This window comes from Nocardioides sp. DN36 (assembly GCF_055380375.1).
In genome coordinates this window covers 2,676,619-2,693,099 of record NZ_AP043823.1, presented here as the reverse complement: position 1 = coordinate 2,693,099, position 16,481 = coordinate 2,676,619, and the positions used below count along the sequence as shown (strand labels likewise).

The window sequence follows — 16,481 nt, the reverse complement described above, 5'->3', positions numbered from 1 at the left end:
GCGGGGGCATACTGGCAGGACCGAACGCGGGGAGGACGACCATGGTCGACGAGTCACGCCCGGAGGCGACGCCCACCGAGCCGAATCCGTACGCGAAGCTGCCGCCGGCCATCCCGCTCGAGCGGATGGTCGCCACCCACGAGACGGAGGACGCCCCCGACCCTGAGGGCGGGCGCGACACCGACAAGGACTTCCTCCTGCGCTACTTCGCCTGACGCGGTCTGCGCAACCGTCGGCCGCGGCCGCCGGCCCGTTCCTGAATCGCCTTGCCAGGGCGCTCACCGCCGGGAAGAGTGCCGCGGTGCCCACCGTGATCGAACGCCTGACCTCCCATCTCGACGAGCACGACCCCGGCGGCGTCCTCGGGTTCTACCTCTACGGCTCCTCGGTGGCGGGTGGCCTGCGGCCGGACAGCGACGTCGACCTCCTCGTCGTCACCGAGAGGTCGCTCAATCACGATGAGCGCGCCGGGCTGCTCGGGCTCCTGCTGCAGTTCTCCGGCCGTCGGGCCACGGTCGAGCCCGGCCGGCCGGTCGAGCTGACCTCGGTGGTCCGCGACGACCTGGTCCCGTGGACCTACCCGCCACCGTGCGACTTCCTCTACGGCGAATGGCTCCGGACGGAGTTCGTGGATGGTCGCCTGCCCGAGCCGCACGCTCACCCCGATCTCGCCGTGCTTCTCACGACCCTCGGGCAAGACGCGCAGGTCCTGCGAGGCCGGGAGCCCACCGACCTCCTGCCCGCGGTCCCGGACGTCGACCTGCGTCGCGCGCTCCACGACAGCCTGCCGTCGCTGCTGGACAACCTGGTCGGCGACGAGCGCAACGTCCTGCTCACCCTGGCGCGCATGGTCGTGACGCTGGAGTCCGGCGAGATCGTCTCGAAGGACGAGGCCGTACGCCGGATCCGGGACGGCGTCCCCGAGCCGCACCGTGCGGTCCTGGCCCTCGCGGCGGCCGGCTACGTCGGAGAGTGCGAGGAAGACTGGACGCTCCGTCAGGATGCGTGCCGCGCGACCGCCGTGCACCTCGCCGACCGGATCCGCCCCGTGCGTTGAGCCGTCGGCGCATCGGGGAGACTGTCCCCGTGCGCGGCATCTTCTTCGACGAGGACGACGCCCGGGCGGTGCAGGCCCGGCTCACCGGCGACGGCTACGACGCGACCCTGGTGCGCGAGCGGCTGGCGGGGGAGGACGACGACGAGGACCATCCCTGGGCGATCCTCACGGACGCGCCCTCGATCGTGCTGGAGCTGCTCGTCGACGAGTACGAGGGGTGGCTCGACGAGGACGACGCCGACGAGCGAGGTGACCACCGGCCGGTCGCGCCGCCGCTGGACCTCCCGGCAGCGCCCAGGCGGATCAAGCGCGCCGAATTGCGAGACGGGCCCTAGGCTCGGGGCATGACCGCGGCCCACCGTCTCCTGCTCGTGCACGCCCACCCCGACGACGAGTCGATCGGGCAGGGCGCCACCATGGCGAAGTACGTCGCCGAGGGCCGCGACGTCACCCTCGTGACCTGCACCGCCGGCGAGCTCGGCGAGATCCTGGTCCCCGAGCTGGAGCACCTGAGCCCCGAGGAGCTGGCCGAGCACCGTCGCGGCGAGCTCGAGGACGCCATGAAGGCGCTCGGCGTCACCGACCACCGCTTCCTCGGCGGGTTCGGCACCTACCGCGACTCCGGCATGCAGTGGCACGAGGACGGCCACGCCGTCGCCGTCGACGCCCCCTCTGATGGGACTGGTCACGAGAACGCCTTCTGGCACGCCGACCTCACCGCGGCCGCCGACCACCTCGTCCGGATCATCCGCGAGGTCCGCCCGCAGGTGATGGTCACCTACGACCAGTTCGGCGGCTACGGCCACCCCGACCACATCCAGGCCCACCGAGTCGCGATGTACTCCGCGCAGCTCGCCGCGGTGCCGTCGTACCGCAAGGACCTCGGCGAGTCCTGGGACATCGCCAAGATCTACTGGGGCGCGATGTCCGAGAGCCGGATGCGCGAGGGCCTGCGCAAGCTGCGCGAGGCCGGCGACCACACCAGCTTCGAGGGCATGGACCCCGACGGGGACCTGCCGTTCTTCGCCGTCAAGGACGAGGACCTCACCGCGGCCATCGACGGGCAGGACCACCTCGAGCAGAAGATGGACGCGCTGCGCGCCCACGCCACCCAGATCACCACCGACGGGCCGTTCTTCGCGCTCTCCAACAACGTCGGCAGCACCGCCTGGGGCATCGAGTACTTCCGCATCGCCAAGGGCCGACCCGGCCCGGTCGGCGAGGACGGCCTTGAGACGGACCTCTTCGCCGGGCTCTGATGCGGACGCTCGGCCGGGCGGCGGTCGCCCTCGGGCTGCTCCTGCTCGGCATCGGCACCGGCATCGCCTCCGTCGCGGTGCACGAGCTCACGTGGGGCCTGCCCCTGGTCGTGGGGACCACCGCCGTCACCCTCGTGGCGCTGCCACCGGGATGGTGGCTACGGCTGCCGTTCGCGCTCGGCTGGACCGGGCTGGTCGGCCTGCTGGTCGACCCGCGGCCCGAGGGTGACTACGTGATCAGCTCCGACTGGCGCGGCTACGCGCTGGTGGGCCTGGCCCTGCTGGTCCTCGTCGTCGGCATCGCGACGCTGCCCCGCCCCGCCCGCCGGACCCGTCCGGCACCGGCGCGTACGCCCGAGACGGCCGCGCCCGCCTCCCTAGACTCGGCGCCGTGAGCGAACGGGAGAAGGCCGGCGGACGTGTCGTCGCCGTGGTCGTCCTGGTGCTCGCCCTGCTCGTCGGAGGCGGGTACGCCGCGGCGTACGTCGCCGCCGGTGACGAGATCGCCCGCGGCACCACCGTCGCCGGGGTCGACGTGGGTGGCCGCACCGAGGCCGAGGCGGTGGCCCTGCTCCGCCGCGAGCTCGGCCCGCGCGCGGACGCCCCCATCACCCTGGTCGTCGACGGCCGGTCGCGGAGCATCGCGCCGAGCGACGCCGGCCTGGCCGTCGACCACGACGCCTCGGTCGCGCAGGCGGTCGGCGCGCGGAGCTGGCGCCCGGGCCACCTGTGGGACCACTACACCGGCGGCCGGGACCTCGAGCCCGTCGTCACCGTCGACGAGTCGAAGCTGGACGGGCTGGTGACCCGGCTCGACCGGGCATTCGGGACCACCGCCACCGACGGCGCGATCGAGCTGCGTCCGGGCCGGATCCGGGTCACCCGGCCGGAGGTGGGGGAGCGCCTCGACGCCGACGAGGTCCGCGCGGCCCTCGAGTCGGCGTACCTCCAGGACGACCCGACCGCCGAGGTCGACCTCCACGACCAGCAGCCCGACATCGACGCGGGCGACGTGCAGGAGGCGATGGACGGCTTCGCCAACCCGGCGATGTCCGGGTCGGTGCGGCTGGTGTTCGGCAGGACGCCGGTCCGGCTGCAGCCCCGCCAGTTCGCGCCGGCGCTGGCGCTGCTTCCCCAGGACGGGGAGCTGGCGCCGCAGCTCGACGAGAAGGCGCTGGCCGACCTGGTCGGCGACGCGGTCGGCGAGGACGGCGCCCCGGAGGACGCCACCGTCGCGCTGGTCGGCGGGCGTCCCCGCGTCGTGCCGGCCAAGCCCGGCGTGACCTACGACCAGTCCGACGTCAACGAGGCGTTCCTGACCCTGGTCACCAGCGAGCACGGCGAGCGCTCGATGAAGGTGAAGGCCTCGGTGGCCGAGCCCGACTTCACCACCAAGGACGCCCGGAAGCTGCGGATCCGCGAGAAGGTCTCGAGCTTCACGACGTACTACCCCTACGCGGAGTACCGGAACACCAACATCGGCCGCGCGGCCGACATCGTCGACGGCACCGTGCTGAAGCCGGGGGAGACCTTCTCGCTCAACGACACCGTCGGCGAGCGCACCCGCGAGAACGGCTTCACCGAGGGCTTCATCATCAGCGACGGGATCTTCAAGGAGGACCTCGGCGGCGGCGTCTCGCAGATGGCGACCACGCTGTTCAACGCGATGTTCTTCGCCGGGCTCGAGGACGTCGAGCACAAGCCGCACTCGTTCTACATCGACCGCTACCCGGTCGGTCGCGAGGCCACTGTTGCGTGGGGCGCGGTCGACCTGCGCTTCCGCAACGACACGCCGTACGGCGTGCTGATCGACGCCCGCGTCACCCCGAGCACGCCGTCCAGCCAGGGCGTGGTGACCGTGTCCATGTGGTCCACGAAGTACTGGGACATCACGTCCAGCACCTCCGACCGCTACCGGTTCGTGCCGCCGGAGACGCGGAAGCTGAAGACCGACGACTGCTACCCCAACACCGGGTACGACGGCTTCGACGTCGACGTCACGCGGCACTTCCGCAAGCACGGCGAGTCCGCGCTCGACCACGACGAGGTGTTCCACACCCGCTACATCCCGTCGGACACGGTCATCTGCAAGTGACCTAGGCGGTCGTGCCCCCCAGGGTGCGCTCCAGCGCACGCCCAGCCGCACGACCGGAGCCGCGACCGGAGCCGGGGGCCACGGTCACCGGGTGGCGCACCGCGGCGGTGAACAGGTAGCCGTCGTCGTTGGGCAGCGCGAGCTCGGGCTGGGTGCGCCCGAGGCTGTCGGTCGCGCGGGTCACCAGCACGTGCTCGCCCGGCGTGCCGGGGGTCCACGGGTGCTCCCACTCGACCCAGCTCGACGGCTCGTTGGTGCCGGTCAGCGAGGCCTCGTCCCAGGTCTCCCCGCCGTCGGTGCTGACCTCGACCATCCGCACCGTCGCCTCGCCGGACCAGGCGCGTCCGCGCAGCACGGTGAGCCGGCCGGCCTCGAGCCGGCCGGTGACGTCGATGACGCTCTTGGGCGGCATCCGGTCCAGGACGGCGGCGTCGCCGGACCAGCCCGGGCCGTGCATGCGGTACCACCGGGTGTTCCAGGGCGAGTCGACGACCGTGGTCGTGACCCGCAGCTCACCGAGCCACTTGATGCTCGCGATGCCGACCCACCCGGGGACGATCAGCCGGACCGGGAAGCCGTGGTCGGGCGGCAGCGGCTCGCCGTTCATCTCCCAGGCGACGAGCACGTCGTCGAGCGCCTTGCCGATCGGCAGCGGGCGACGCACGCGGCCCCAGTCGACCCCGTCCTCGACGTACGCCGCGTCGAGCCCCACCGGCATCACCTGCACGGCCTCGGGCCGCAGGCCGGCGTGGCGCAGCACGGTCGACAGCGGCACCCCCGTCCAGCGGGCGACGCCGATGGCGCCGAGGTCCCACTGGGTGCCGGGGCGGAACGAGCTCTGCTGGGCCTCGAAGAGCCGGCGCCCGTTGCCGGTGCACTCCAGCGCGCGCTCGTAGGTCGTGGTCGGGAACTCCTGCAGGTCGGCCAGCGAGTAGGTCCGCTCGCTGAGCAGGCCGTCGCCGGTCACCAGCAGCCGCCAGGTGGCGACGTCGACCTGAGGCGCCTCGGTGTGGTTGCGGACGAAGAACCGGTCGTTCGGGGTCAGGTGCGGGACGTCGGCGTCCCAGCGGGTCTCGACGTCGGTGCCGTGGTGGATGAACCAGTCGCCGTGGTCGACGGGTCGTCCGGAAGAGTCACGCAGCATGTTGTAACCATACAAAGAAACTGGAGTTAGGCGCATTGCCGCGCCGTTCGGTCCCCTCAAGCATGCGGCACGCCGGGCGGGACGTCGTACGAATTGGCTGTCCGGGTCACCGATTCGTATGACGTCCCGACCCGCACCGGGCTCAGGGAGCCAGGCGGTTGAGGTCGCGCGGGAAGAGCGTCACCTCGCGGATGTTCGCCGCCTCCACCAGCCGGGCCGTCCAGCGCTCCAGGCCGATGGCGAAGCCACCGTGCGGCGGCATGCCGTGCTCGAACGCCTGGAGGTACGCCGCGTACGCCGCCGGGTCCTCGCCGCGCCCGCGGATCGCGGCGTCGTACGCCGAGGGCCGGTGCAGGCGCTGTCCGCCGGTGACCAGCTCCAGCCCGCGGAAGAGCAGGTCGAAGCTGTTGGACCAGCGGCCCTCCTCGCCCGCGACGACCTCGCCGGTCCACGGGTGGGTGTAGAACGGCCGCTTGGCCATCGGGTAGCCCTCGACCGCGACGAAGTCGCTGCCGTGCTCCGCGCGCGCCCAGGCGCCCAGCGCCCGCTCGTGCTCGGGCGCGAGGTCGGGCTCGTCGGCGGGGGCACCCACCATCTTCAGCGCGTCCCGGAAGTGCACCACCGGGATCTCCTCGGGCACCACCGGCACGTCCGCCCCGGAGAGCGCGAGCGCAGCCGGGGCGTGCTCGTGGATCCCTCCGACCATGCCGGCCAGCACGCCGCGGAGCACCCGCAGCACGTCGCGGTGGTCCTCGACGAAGCCGAGCTCGACGTCCAGCGAGACGTACTCCGCCAGGTGCCGGACGGTGTCGTGCGGCTCGGCCCGGAAGACCGGTCCGACCTCGTAGACCCGCTCGAAGACGCCCACCATCTGCTGCTTGTAGAACTGCGGGCTCTGGGCGAGGTACGCCGGCCGGCCGAAGTAGTCGACCTCGAAGACGTTCGCGCCGGACTCGGTCGCCGAGGCCACGAACTTGGGCGTGTGGATCTCGGTGAACCCCGACCGGTCCAGGGTCTCGCGGAAGCCGCGCAGCGAGGCCGCAGCGAGCTCCCACTTCACCTTCTGGGCGGGGTGCCGCCAGGTGACCGGAGCGTGGTCGAGCAGGGTGGGCAGCGAGGCGTTCATCGCCGGTCGCCACAGCTCGACCGGCGGGGTGGCGGCCGGCTCGGTCAGCGCGGTGATGACCGGGTCGGTCACCTCGATGCCGCCGGGCGCCTGCGGGTTGGCGGTCGCCGTGCCCACGACCTCGACGGTCGTCTCCTCGGGTGGGACCACCACGTCGGGGGACTTCACCACGACCTGGGCCAGGCCGGTGCGGTCACGCACGACGAGGAAGGTCAGGGCCGCGAGCTCGCGGCGCCGGTGGACCCAGCCCTGCAGCCGGACGGTCTGTCCGGGCTTGGCGTGGGGGAGCTCTGTGCAGAGCGTGCGTTGCATGTCGTTCACCTCCAGTAGCTACGGGAGCCCTGGAGGTGTGGGCGGGGGCAAGGTCGCGGTGCCACCACACCTTCGCCAATGAGTCATTGGCCTCTCGTCGGTACGCCGAGACGCGCGGGCCGTGCTTCCCTGGCGGACAGGGGGAGGGTCGTCAGTCCTCGCACGCGCCACCCAGATCGTAGGACTCCGGCGCGCGTCGGCAAAGTCCGTTCCGGCTGCGCCCGCGGATCCGCCGTACGCTGTGCGCCGTGCTCGTCCACTTCCGGCTCACCGTGCCCGGCGACCTCTCGCAGCCGGTGCAGCGGCTGCTCCTCGACGCCGAGTGCGTCACCAACGTGACCGTCCATGCCGGGGCGTCGCTCCAGCCCGAGGGTGACCTCGTCGAGGCCGACGTCGCGCGGGAGCAGGCGGGGATGATGCTGCACGACCTCAACGAGCTCGGCCTCGACGAGCGCGGCGGCATCCTGATCAGCAGGCCCTCGGGCACGCCGTTCGCGGAGGCCTCCCGGATCGAGTCGCTCGCCCCGGGCCACCCGGACGACGCGGTGATCTGGGAGCAGGTCGAGGCCGAGGCCGACGACGGCGCCCAGCCCACGGTGTCCTACGTCGTCTTCCTCGTGCTCGCGGTGATCCTCGCCGCCATCGCGGTGATCACCGACTCCGCGATCCTGGTCGTGGGGGCGATGGTCGTGGGCCCGGAGTTCAGCGCGATCGCGGCGGCCTGCGTCGGGATCGTCTTCGCCCGGTGGGGCCTGGTGTGGCGGAGCCTGCGGCTGCTGGTGCTCAGCTTCGCGTTCGCGGTGGCGGTCGTCGCGGTCCTGGCCTGGCTGGTCAGCCTGACCGGCGCGCTGGACTCGGAGATGGTCACCCGCCCGCGACCGAACACCGGCTTCATCTGGCACCCCGACATGTGGTCGTTCGTGGTGGCGCTGGTCGCCGGCGCCGCGGGCGTGCTCGCGCTGGCGATCCAGAAGACCGCCACCATGGTCGGCGTCTTCATCAGCGTGACCACGGTCCCGGCCGCGGGCAACCTGGCCCTCGGGCTGGCGCTGTGGGAGCGCGGCGAGATCGTCGGGTCGCTGGAGCAGCTCGGCGCCAACGTCGCGGGCATGCTGCTGTCCGGGGTGCTGGTGCTCGCGTTCATGCGCGGCTGCTGGACCTGGGTGACGGCACAGGCCGAGCGGCTCTTCGGCCGGCGACTCCCGCGCCGGCAGTTCCACGAGCAGGCCCGTCAGGGTGGCGTCAGGTAGCGGCAGGTGTGGTGTGGCCGGAAGTCCAGCCGCTCGTAGACCGCCAGCGCCGGCGCGTTGTCCACCTCGACGTGCAGCCAGGCCGTCGTGGCGCCGTGCTCCGCGCCCCACTCCAGCAGCGCCGCGACCACGGCCGTGCCCAGGCCCTGCCGGCGGTGACCCTCCTCGACGGTCAGCGAGTGCAGCCCCAGCCAGTCGCCGTCGAGCGTGGCCCGGCCGGAGGCGACCTCGCCCAGCTCGGCCAGCACCTGGTCCCCCTCCTCGGTGACCTCCGCGTCGGGATGCTCGCCGCCGGTCGCGGCCCGCGCGGCGCGCAGCGCCCGGGAGAGGGACGCGATCAGGAAGTCGGCGTCACCACCCGGCACGGGTGTCCAACCGGCCGCGACCAGCGCGTCGTCGACCTCGGACCCGCGCTCGACCTGCGCCAGCACCTGCCGGTCCCGGGCCTCGTAGAACGAGCGGACCCGGGCGACCGCTGCGGCCAGGCCGATCCCGGGGTCGCCCATCGCCAGGCACGAGTTGGCCCGCTTGCGCAGCCGCCCGACCGGCGCGGGGTCGCTGCGCAGCACCCACTCGCCGAGCGGCTCGGTCTCGAGGTGCGGCCACAGGGCGACGGTGTGCTGCTCGGCCGCGCGGGTGCCGACCCGGTGCCTGACCGAGGGGCGGGGCGGCACCGGCTTGCCGGACACGATGTCGGAGAGCCGGATCTCCACCGGGTCACCGGACTCGGGCGCGATCACGCACCTGCCGTCGCCCCACGCCGTGCAGATCCCCAGCAGGTCGGTCATCGCGGGACCGCCCGACGGGCCGGTCTCACCGGGCAGGACCCGGCGTACGACGACCCGCTGGCCGACGACGTGGGGGCCCAAGCGGTGGGCTTCCGAGGCTGGCGGCACGACGGGATACTAGGCTGTGCCACGTCCGAACAGTTGTGCTGTCCCGTGCTCCCTCAGGAGGATCTGGTGACCTACGTCATCGCCCAGCCGTGCGTCGATCTCAAGGACCGGGCGTGCGTCGACGAATGTCCCGTCGACTGCATCTACGAGGGCAAGCGGATGCTCTACATCCACCCCGACGAGTGCGTCGACTGCGGCGCCTGCGAGCCGGTCTGCCCGGTCGAGGCGATCTTCTACGAGGACGACACCCCGGAGGAGTGGAAGGAGTACTACACGGCCAACGTGGGCTTCTTCGACGACCTCGGCTCGCCCGGTGGCGCTGCCAAGATGGGTGAGATCGACAAGGACCACCCGTTCGTCGCGGCCCTGCCGCCGCAGAACCAGGACCACTGAGTCCTCGACCGGGCCCTCGGCCGGTCCGGGAGCAGGTCTCGCGCCGGCTCCCGGACTTCCCCTGGGACCACCTCACGGCCCACGCCGCCACGGCGCGCGCCCACCCGGACGGCATCGTCGACCTCTCGGTCGGCACGCCCGTCGACCCGACGCCCGGGGTCGTGCAGCGTGCGCTCTGCGCCGCGGCCGACGCGCCGGGCTACCCGACGACGATCGGGCGGGTCGAGACGAGGCAGGCCGTGCTGGACTGGCTCTCGCGCCGGCACGGCGTGGCCGGTCCGGACGAGGGCGGCCTCGGCCTGGACGGCGTGCTGCCGGTGGTCGGCTCCAAGGAGCTGATCGCCTCCCTCGCCCTGCACCTGGGCATCGGCCCCGGTGACCTGGTCGCCTACCCCGAGCTGGCCTACCCGACGTACGAGGTCGGCGCCGCGCTCGCCGGGGCGCGGGCGGTGGCCTCCGACTCGCTGACGTCGTTCGGCCCGGAGGTCCCGGCCCTGATGTGGCTGAACTCCCCGTCGAACCCCACGGGCCGGGTGCTACCGGTCGACCACCTGCGCAAGGTCGTCGACTGGTGCCGCGAGCGCGGCACGATCCTGGTCTCCGACGAGTGCTACATCGAGTGCGCGTGGGAGACCGGCACCGACGGGAAGGGGCCGGTCTCGGTCCTGCACCCGTCCGTGTGCGGAGGGTCGTACGACGGCATCCTGACCGTCCACTCGCTCTCGAAGCGGTCGAACCTCGCCGGCTACCGGTGCGCGTTCGTGGCCGGTGACCCCGCGCTGGTCGGCGAGCTGCTCGCGGTGCGCAAGAACCTCGGGCTGCAGATGCCCGCGCCCCAGCAGGCGGCGATGATCGCGGCGCTGGGCGACGACGAGCACGTGCTCGAGCAGCACGCCCGCTACGCCGCCCGCCGCGCCAAGCTGCGCGAGGCGCTCGAGTCCGCGGGCTTCCGGATCGACCACTCGGAGGCGTCGCTCTACCTGTGGGCCAGCCGGCAGGTCGAGGGCCGCGACGAGGACTGCTGGGACACCGTCTCCTGGCTGGCCGACCGCGGCATCCTCGCCGCGCCCGGGGTGTTCTACGGCCGCGCCGGCGCCCGCCACGTGCGGGTCGCGTTCACCGCCACCGACGAGCGCGTCGACGCCGCGGTCGCCCGGCTCGCGGCCGGCTGAGCACCGTCCGGCTGAGCACCGGCCGGCTGAGCACCGGACGGACGGGCTAGCGGTAGATCCGCTCGATCGAGCGGATCGTGTCGTGGCCGACGTAGCCGCTGCCGTCGTCGTGGCCGGGGCCGCCGTCGAGGACATCGTCCTTGAAGGAGCCGAAGAGACTGTCGTCGCCCGCGAGGCCGTAGAAGCGGACCGCCGTGTGGGACTCGGCCAGGATCCGGTTGGGGCCGAGGGTGCCGCGGACGGTCCACCGCTTCGCCCGGGGTGGCTCGACGTCCTCGATGCCGGTCGTCGGCATCGCGATCGTGGCGTCGACGAAGCGCGCGCGGGTCACGCCCCGGCGCAGGTCGGTCAGCCCACTCAGCGGCCGGAGCTCACGTCCCCGGGAGTCGGCGTACCCGAGGGCGAAGAGGCCGTCGCGGCCACGGCCACCGTGGATGGCCTGGCCGCCCCCGGGCAGCACGAGGTCGGAGAAGCTGTCGTTGCCGGCGCCGCCCCAGGCCCGGTCGCGGCCGCCGCCCTCGTCCTGGACGGAGTCGTTGCCGGGTCCGCCGCGAACCACGTCGTCGCCCTTCGACCCGTGCAGCTCGTCGTGGCCCGGCCCGCCGCGCAACAGGTTGCCGACCCGGTCCTCGCGGCCGGTGCCCCAGGAGCCGCCGGCGAGCAGGTCAGCGCCCCCGCGCCCCACGAGCACGTCGTGACCGCCGCTGCCGACCAGGGTGTCGGGACCGTCAGCGCCGCGCATCACGTCGTCGTGCGCCGAGCCGACCACCGTGGCGAACGGTCCCGCGAGGCTGTCGGCCCCGTCGCCGGTGACGGTGCCGGCCGCCACGTCGGCGGTGATGCCCCGAGTGGCGCGCGCGAAGGTGACGGTGTCCACGGAGCCGTCGTGCCGGGGGTCGGTGCCCGGGTCGAGCACGTCGTCGCCCGGGCCGCCGTCGAGGACGTCGCCGAAGTAGAGGTAGTAGTCGGTGTCCTCGGCCTCCTTGGCGTCGCTGCCGCCGCGCAGGGTGTCGTTGCCGGGGCCGCCGCGCAGCCGGTCCTTGCCCCCGCCGCCGCAGAGCACGTCGTCGCCGCCGAGCCCGAGGACCAGGTCGTTGCCGCCGCGGCCGTCGATGACGTCGTCGCCCTCGGTGCCGCGCAACGTGTCGTCGCCGGCGGTGCCGACGATCGTGGCGCCCGGGCACTCGGAGGGGGCGGCGCCCGCCGGGCCCTCCGCGACCAGGGTGGTCGTGCCGACGACGAGCAGCAGTGCGGTGAGGATCCCCCGAGTGACGCGCATGCGGTCAGGGTACGACGGACCGTTCGGTGGTTGTTCCACTTTGCGGCAGGGGTGCAACAACGCGGTCGACGACTTCCGACCTGGCCTAACCTGCAGCCGGCCGAGCCTCGCTCTCGGGGCCGGGCTCAGCAGGGCGGGCTGCCTGCGTGGGGGACAGGCAGGCCGTCCTGCGGTCGCGTCAGACCTCGATCCGCGCGCCCTGCTCCAGCCACCACCGGGCGCCACCGCGCACGGATGCGGGCCGTGAGCGGTCCGCCTCGATCTCCCGCACCCGGGGGTCCCCGGTCATGCCGAGGGCGTACAACGTGCGCCGCTCGGACATCTCACCGCCGGTCAGGCCCCGCGCCAGCGCCGGGCCCGGCAACGGTCGCCCACCACGGCTGACGAAGGTGAGTCCGTGCAGGAACTCCTGCTCGTCGGGTGACTCCAGCAGCCGCGCGACGCCGGGCAGGTGCTCGCCGGTGCTGCAGTACGCCGCCACCCGGGTGGCCGCCACCCGGCTCGCCTCGTCGGGGCACCTGTCCCGCTCCTCGAGGAGCGGGCGGACCACCGCCGCGCCGAACGGCGAGGCCGCGAGGAGCAGGGTCGCCGCCGACATGCGGACGCCGCGCGGGTCGAACATCGCCTCGAAGAGCAGCCGCGTCAGCATCGGCTCGTCGGCCATTCCGCGGGCAGCGCACGCCGCCCGCGCGAGCGACTCGGCGTACACGTAGTGCGGGTTCTGCCGGGTCCGGACCCAGACCGTGGGCCCCGACGCGGGGGCCGACTCGGGACGGCAGGAGCCGGCGTACCGCTCCAGCAGGGGCGGGGGGAGGGCCGCCCAGAGCTGCGTCAGCACGCCCGTGCGCTCGGCGTCGTCGCCGGCGTCGTGCCAGGCCGCCTCGATCTGCGGCACCACCGTCGACCAGTCCTCGAGGCCGAGGCCACCCACGACGAGCATGTTCTGCAGGGCGTACGACGCCCCGCGCATCCGGTAGATCGAGGGGTCGCTGAGCAGGCCGCCCGCCCACGCCAGCAGCGACGGGGTCGGCCGGTAGGTCAGCGCGTCCATGACGTCCCAGAAGTTGCGGCTGTGCGGCTCGTCCACGACGCCGCGGACGACCTCCTCGACGAGGTCGTCGTAGGCGCTCAGGCGCAGGGTCACCAGGGCCTCGACGCGGCTGAACCGCGCTGCGTGGACCGAGCGCGCGGTCTCCAGGCAGAGCCGGTGGACCAGCGGTGCCATCAGCGTCCGGGGCAGCCCGAAGCCGCCGTCCTCGGCGTGCTGCCGGGCCAGCTCCAGCCAGGCGCCGCCGGTCGGTCCCGCCACGTCCACGGCCTCGAAGGCGCGGCTGAAGCGGTCCAGCGACCGGCTGGCCGGCGGCGGCGGCGCGGCCGGCGCGTAGGGGAAGGTGCGGCACACGGTGTCGACGGGCGCCCGCAACGAGGCCTCGGGCAGGCCCAGCACCCGGGCGTAGCCGTCGAGGGCGGCCGGCGAGCGCTGCCCCTCGCTCTCGACGCGGCTCAGCGTGGCCGCCGACAGCGACACCCCGTGCTCCTTGAGCGCCGCCGACATCTCGCGCAGGGACAGACCACCGACGGTGCGGTGGATGCGCAGCAGCCAGCCGATCCGCGCGGCCACGTCGATCCGGGACGCGGTCAGGGGCGTCTTGTCGTCGACGGGTTCCGAGAGGCGGGGCACAGGGCCATCATCGGCCGTGCGGGGCAGAAACTCAGTCGAACACGTCGACGTGGACGTGGTCCCGGTGCTCGAGGACGGCCCGGTCGCCCGACCGCTCCGGCGGGTCGTAGTCGCGCCAGCCGTCGCCGGAGCGCGAGCCGGCCTGCCAGATGCGGTCGTCGAAGATCACCGTCCGGATCGAGAGCCGGTCCGCCTGCGCGACGAGGTACTGCGCGATCGCCCAGCCCTTGATCTTGTTGGCGGCGTTGATCGGGCGCACGAAGATGTCGACGGCGCGGCCGTCGTAGTGGGCAGAGCCCTCCATGTGACCGTCCCTGACGCCGCCCGGGGCGAACCCGCCGAGGGACTGCTCACCGAAGACGGTCTCGACCTCGCGGCGCACGACGTCGGCGCGGTGCGTGAGACCCACGGCGTTGAGCCGGTCCCGTTCGGGCTCGGCCTCGTCCTTCACCACGCAGCTGAACGCGTGCGGCGAGTTGCCGGTCAGCGCGGAGGCGAGGACACGGGCGTCCGGCTCGTGGTCGGCGTACGCCTCGGGGTAGCCGGAGCGCTGGACCTTCTGGGCGGCCTCGGTGATCCGCATCGTGTCGTAGCCGTCCACCTTCGCCAGCGCGTCGTAGAAGGCGCTGGTCGAGTAGTAGGGGTTGAGGATCTGCGACCGGCTGCCCCAGCCCTGCGAGGGGCGCTGCTGGAAGAGCCCGACCGAGTCCCGGTCCCCTTCCTCGAGGTTGTAGAGCTTGGACTCCTGGTACGCCGTGGCCAGCGCGATCGACGCCGCCCGCGCCGGCATGCCGCGCTGGACCGAGACCGCGGCGATGAGTGCGGCGTTCTCGGCCTGCTCGGTGCTCAGCGTGACGGTCCGGCCGCCGACGGTGGCCGTGCACTCCTCGGACTGCAGCAGCGGGCCGACGTGGTGCAGCACCGCGTAGCCGGTCGCGCCGACGACGCCGAGCACCGCCACCCCGACCAGCGCCGAGGCGGTCCGTCGTCGCATGCGCTAGTTGGCGTGGAGGGCGGCGTTGAGCTCGACGCCCTCGCTCTTCCACGGCACGGCCTCGACGGTGCCGGTCACCGAGTTGCGGCGGAACAGCACGTTGCTGGCGCCGGAGAGCTCGAGGGCCTTGACGACCTTCGGCTTGCCGTCCATGTCCGTGACGGTCACCTTGGTGCCGGCTGTGACGTAGCAGCCGGCCTCCACCACACAGTCGTCGCCGAGCGAGATGCCCAGCCCGGCGTTGGCGCCGAGCAGGCAGCGCTGCCCCACAGAGATGACGGCCTTGCCGCCTCCCGACAGCGTGCCCATGATCGACGCGCCGCCGCCGACGTCGGAGCCGTCGCCCACCAGGACGCCCGCGGAGATGCGGCCCTCGACCATGGAGGCGCCGAGCGTGCCGGCGTTGAAGTTCACGAAGCCCTCGTGCATCACCGTGGTGCCCTCGGCCAGGTGCGCACCGAGGCGGACCCGGTCGGCGTCGGCCACCCGGACGCCGGTGGGCAGGACGTAGTCGACCATGCGGGGGAACTTGTCCACGCCGAAGACGGTGACGTGCTGGCCGGCGCCGCGCAGCCGGGCGCGGGTGGACTCGAAGCCCTCGACCGCGCACGGGCCGGCGGAGGTCCACACGACGTTGGTCAGCAGCCCGAAGACGCCGTCCATGCTGATCGAGTGGGGGACCGCCAGCCGGCTCGAGAGCAGGTGCAGCCGCAGCCAGACGTCCTCGGTGCTCGCCGGCGCGGCCTGCAGGTCGGGGATCTCGACCAGGCGGACCTCGCGGGTCACCCCGCGCACGTCGTCGGTGCCCTCGAGCGCCGTCAGGTCCGCCGGAGCGGTGGCGTCCTCCGGCTTCGCGCCCGTCGCGGGCGCGGGGAACCAGACGTCGAGGACGGTGCCGTCGGCGTCGAGGGTGGCGAGGCCGAAGCCCCAGGCGTTCGTCGGTGTCGCAGTCACGGGAACACAGCCTAGGGGGCGGTGGGTCCCACTCTCACTGGCCGGTCCGGCCGTCGATGCGCTCACGCAGCAGGTCCGCGTGCCCGGCGTGCCGGGCGTACTCCTCGATCAGGTGCACGACGACGTCACGGACCTCGTACGGCCCGTCGAACTTCGCGCCGAGGTCGTCGTACCCCTCGTAGACCTCGCGGCCGTGCGCCACCTCGCGCCGCCACGACTCCCACGCCTCGGCGACGCACTCCTCGGTGGCCATCGCGCCGTTGAAGTCGAGATCGGGGTCCTCCTCGGTGCGGTAGAGGCGGGGGAGGTCCTGCTGTCCCTCCAGCACCCGGCGGAACCAGTGGTGCTCGACCCTGGCGAGGTGCCGCACCAGCCCGAGCAGGCTCATCGTGCTCGGCGCGACCGACCGGGTCGCCAGCTGCTCCGGCGTGAGGCCCTCGCACTTCATCTCCAGCGTCATCCGGTAGCGGTCGAGGTACTGACGCAGGATCACCTTCTCGCCCACGGGCGGCTCGTCGGTGTCGCGTGGGTCGTGCGCGGGATCGACCCACATGCCGTCGACGCCCGGCTGGGTCTGCGGCTGGGTCTGCTGCTCGGTCTGCTCGGTCACGGCTGCAGCCAACCGGCTCGTCCGGGTGCCCGGCAACCCCATGACCTGCGCGCTCCGGCTGACTCCCGCAGCCCACGCTGTATCTGATTCGCGCCTCCGCGCGGGAGCGCCGTACCCTGTCCCCACAGGCGTTCGAGCCGTCATCAGCGGCGAGCCTCCGGAAGAACAGCCCCCGCGGGCCCAGTAGAACCGGACGGGTAGGCCCGTCACAGCCGTGAACGAGTGGTCGCTCTCGTCGGTCGAGCCCGTCGAGACCAGC

Annotated in this window: 17 protein-coding genes; 9 read left to right on the top strand and 8 right to left on the bottom strand. The window is 73.2% G+C overall.

Going from position 1 to position 16,481, the window contains the following annotated elements; all coding sequences use genetic code 11:
* Positions 1-41 precede the first annotated feature (41 nt).
* The 6 genes from ACZ43H_RS13830 to ACZ43H_RS13805 all read left to right on the top strand — a co-directional run bounded on the left by ACZ43H_RS13830 (position 42) and on the right by ACZ43H_RS13805 (position 4,411).
* Complete coding sequence (locus ACZ43H_RS13830) at positions 42-215, top strand: hypothetical protein (RefSeq protein ID WP_464583659.1); 174 nt, start codon at positions 42-44, stop codon at positions 213-215.
* Between the two features lie 86 nt (positions 216-301).
* On the top strand, positions 302-1,057 hold the full coding sequence (locus ACZ43H_RS13825) for an aminoglycoside adenylyltransferase domain-containing protein (protein WP_464583657.1): 756 nt from the start codon (positions 302-304) through the stop codon (positions 1,055-1,057).
* A gap of 29 nt (positions 1,058-1,086) precedes the next feature.
* Positions 1,087-1,392, top strand: coding sequence for a hypothetical protein (locus ACZ43H_RS13820; protein WP_464583655.1), 306 nt, complete (start codon positions 1,087-1,089; stop codon positions 1,390-1,392).
* A gap of 9 nt (positions 1,393-1,401) precedes the next feature.
* Positions 1,402-2,316, top strand: coding sequence for an N-acetyl-1-D-myo-inositol-2-amino-2-deoxy-alpha-D-glucopyranoside deacetylase (mshB, locus tag ACZ43H_RS13815; protein WP_464583653.1), 915 nt, complete (start codon positions 1,402-1,404; stop codon positions 2,314-2,316).
* Positions 2,316-2,711, top strand: coding sequence for a hypothetical protein (locus tag ACZ43H_RS13810; protein ID WP_464583651.1), 396 nt, complete (start codon positions 2,316-2,318; stop codon positions 2,709-2,711). Before mshB ends, ACZ43H_RS13810 begins: the two co-directional genes overlap by 1 nt.
* The gene (locus ACZ43H_RS13805; protein WP_464583649.1) at positions 2,708-4,411 is read left to right on the top strand and encodes a VanW family protein; all 1,704 of its coding nucleotides are present in this window, start codon (positions 2,708-2,710) and stop codon (positions 4,409-4,411) included. Before ACZ43H_RS13810 ends, ACZ43H_RS13805 begins: the two co-directional genes overlap by 4 nt.
* Position 4,412: 1 nt before the next feature.
* Here the strand turns inward: ACZ43H_RS13805 and ACZ43H_RS13800 are convergent, their stop codons facing one another.
* Complete coding sequence (locus tag ACZ43H_RS13800; RefSeq protein ID WP_464583647.1) at positions 4,413-5,555, bottom strand: sulfite oxidase; 1,143 nt, start codon at positions 5,553-5,555, stop codon at positions 4,413-4,415.
* A 142-nt stretch (positions 5,556-5,697) separates the two neighbouring features.
* Positions 5,698-6,993: an aspartate--tRNA(Asn) ligase gene (gene aspS / locus ACZ43H_RS13795; RefSeq protein ID WP_464583645.1), complete on the bottom strand. Its 1,296-nt coding sequence runs from the start codon at positions 6,991-6,993 to the stop codon at positions 5,698-5,700.
* Positions 6,994-7,241: 248 nt separating this feature from the next.
* On the opposite strand from aspS, the gene ACZ43H_RS13790 reads away from it, so the two are divergent.
* Positions 7,242-8,243 (top strand): DUF389 domain-containing protein, encoded by a 1,002-nt coding sequence (locus ACZ43H_RS13790; protein ID WP_464583644.1) that lies wholly within the window; start codon positions 7,242-7,244, stop codon positions 8,241-8,243.
* Here the strand turns inward: ACZ43H_RS13790 and ACZ43H_RS13785 are convergent.
* Entirely contained in the window at positions 8,225-9,139 is a 915-nt protein-coding gene (locus tag ACZ43H_RS13785) for a GNAT family N-acetyltransferase (RefSeq protein WP_464583642.1), read from the bottom strand. The genes ACZ43H_RS13790 and ACZ43H_RS13785 overlap by 19 nt on opposite strands.
* Positions 9,140-9,205: 66 nt before the next feature.
* Here ACZ43H_RS13785 and fdxA point away from each other — a divergent pair, with 66 nt between their 5' ends.
* Positions 9,206-9,532, top strand: a complete 327-nt coding sequence (gene fdxA, locus ACZ43H_RS13780; protein WP_379181548.1) for a ferredoxin — start codon at positions 9,206-9,208, stop codon at positions 9,530-9,532.
* A complete protein-coding gene (dapC, locus tag ACZ43H_RS13775; protein ID WP_464590826.1) occupies positions 9,529-10,704 on the top strand; it encodes a succinyldiaminopimelate transaminase in 1,176 nt (391 codons plus the stop codon). The genes fdxA and dapC overlap by 4 nt, the downstream gene beginning before the upstream one ends.
* Positions 10,705-10,750: 46 nt before the next feature.
* On the opposite strand, the gene ACZ43H_RS13770 is transcribed toward dapC, so the two are convergent.
* The 5 genes from ACZ43H_RS13770 to ACZ43H_RS13750 all read right to left on the bottom strand — a co-directional run bounded on the left by ACZ43H_RS13770 (position 10,751) and on the right by ACZ43H_RS13750 (position 16,222).
* Entirely contained in the window at positions 10,751-11,983 is a 1,233-nt protein-coding gene (locus tag ACZ43H_RS13770; protein WP_464583640.1) for a calcium-binding protein, read from the bottom strand.
* A gap of 178 nt (positions 11,984-12,161) precedes the next feature.
* Complete coding sequence (locus ACZ43H_RS13765) at positions 12,162-13,664, bottom strand: hypothetical protein (protein ID WP_464583638.1); 1,503 nt, start codon at positions 13,662-13,664, stop codon at positions 12,162-12,164.
* Positions 13,665-13,695: 31 nt separating this feature from the next.
* Positions 13,696-14,658, bottom strand: a complete 963-nt coding sequence (locus tag ACZ43H_RS13760) for a hypothetical protein (protein ID WP_464583636.1) — start codon at positions 14,656-14,658, stop codon at positions 13,696-13,698.
* Between the two features lie 3 nt (positions 14,659-14,661).
* Positions 14,662-15,612, bottom strand: coding sequence for a 2,3,4,5-tetrahydropyridine-2,6-dicarboxylate N-succinyltransferase (gene dapD, locus ACZ43H_RS13755; RefSeq protein ID WP_464583634.1), 951 nt, complete (start codon positions 15,610-15,612; stop codon positions 14,662-14,664).
* Positions 15,613-15,646: 34 nt separating this feature from the next.
* On the bottom strand, positions 15,647-16,222 hold the full coding sequence (locus ACZ43H_RS13750; protein WP_464583632.1) for a DinB family protein: 576 nt from the start codon (positions 16,220-16,222) through the stop codon (positions 15,647-15,649).
* Positions 16,223-16,481: the final 259 nt, after the last annotated feature.

Bases quoted from the DNA above. Each gene is read 5' to 3' on its own strand.
- ACZ43H_RS13810 (WP_464583651.1), top strand. From the start codon at position 2,316: ATGCGGACGCTCGGCCGGGCGGCGGTCGCCCTCGGGCTGCTCCTGCTC.
- ACZ43H_RS13760 (WP_464583636.1), bottom strand. From the start codon at position 14,658: ATGCGACGACGGACCGCCTCGGCGCTGGTCGGGGTGGCGGTGCTCGGC.
- ACZ43H_RS13830 (WP_464583659.1), top strand. From the start codon at position 42: ATGGTCGACGAGTCACGCCCGGAGGCGACGCCCACCGAGCCGAATCCG.
- ACZ43H_RS13800 (WP_464583647.1), bottom strand. From the start codon at position 5,555: ATGCTGCGTGACTCTTCCGGACGACCCGTCGACCACGGCGACTGGTTC.
- mshB (WP_464583653.1), top strand. From the start codon at position 1,402: ATGACCGCGGCCCACCGTCTCCTGCTCGTGCACGCCCACCCCGACGAC.
- ACZ43H_RS13770 (WP_464583640.1), bottom strand. From the start codon at position 11,983: ATGCGCGTCACTCGGGGGATCCTCACCGCACTGCTGCTCGTCGTCGGC.
- aspS (WP_464583645.1), bottom strand. From the start codon at position 6,993: ATGCAACGCACGCTCTGCACAGAGCTCCCCCACGCCAAGCCCGGACAG.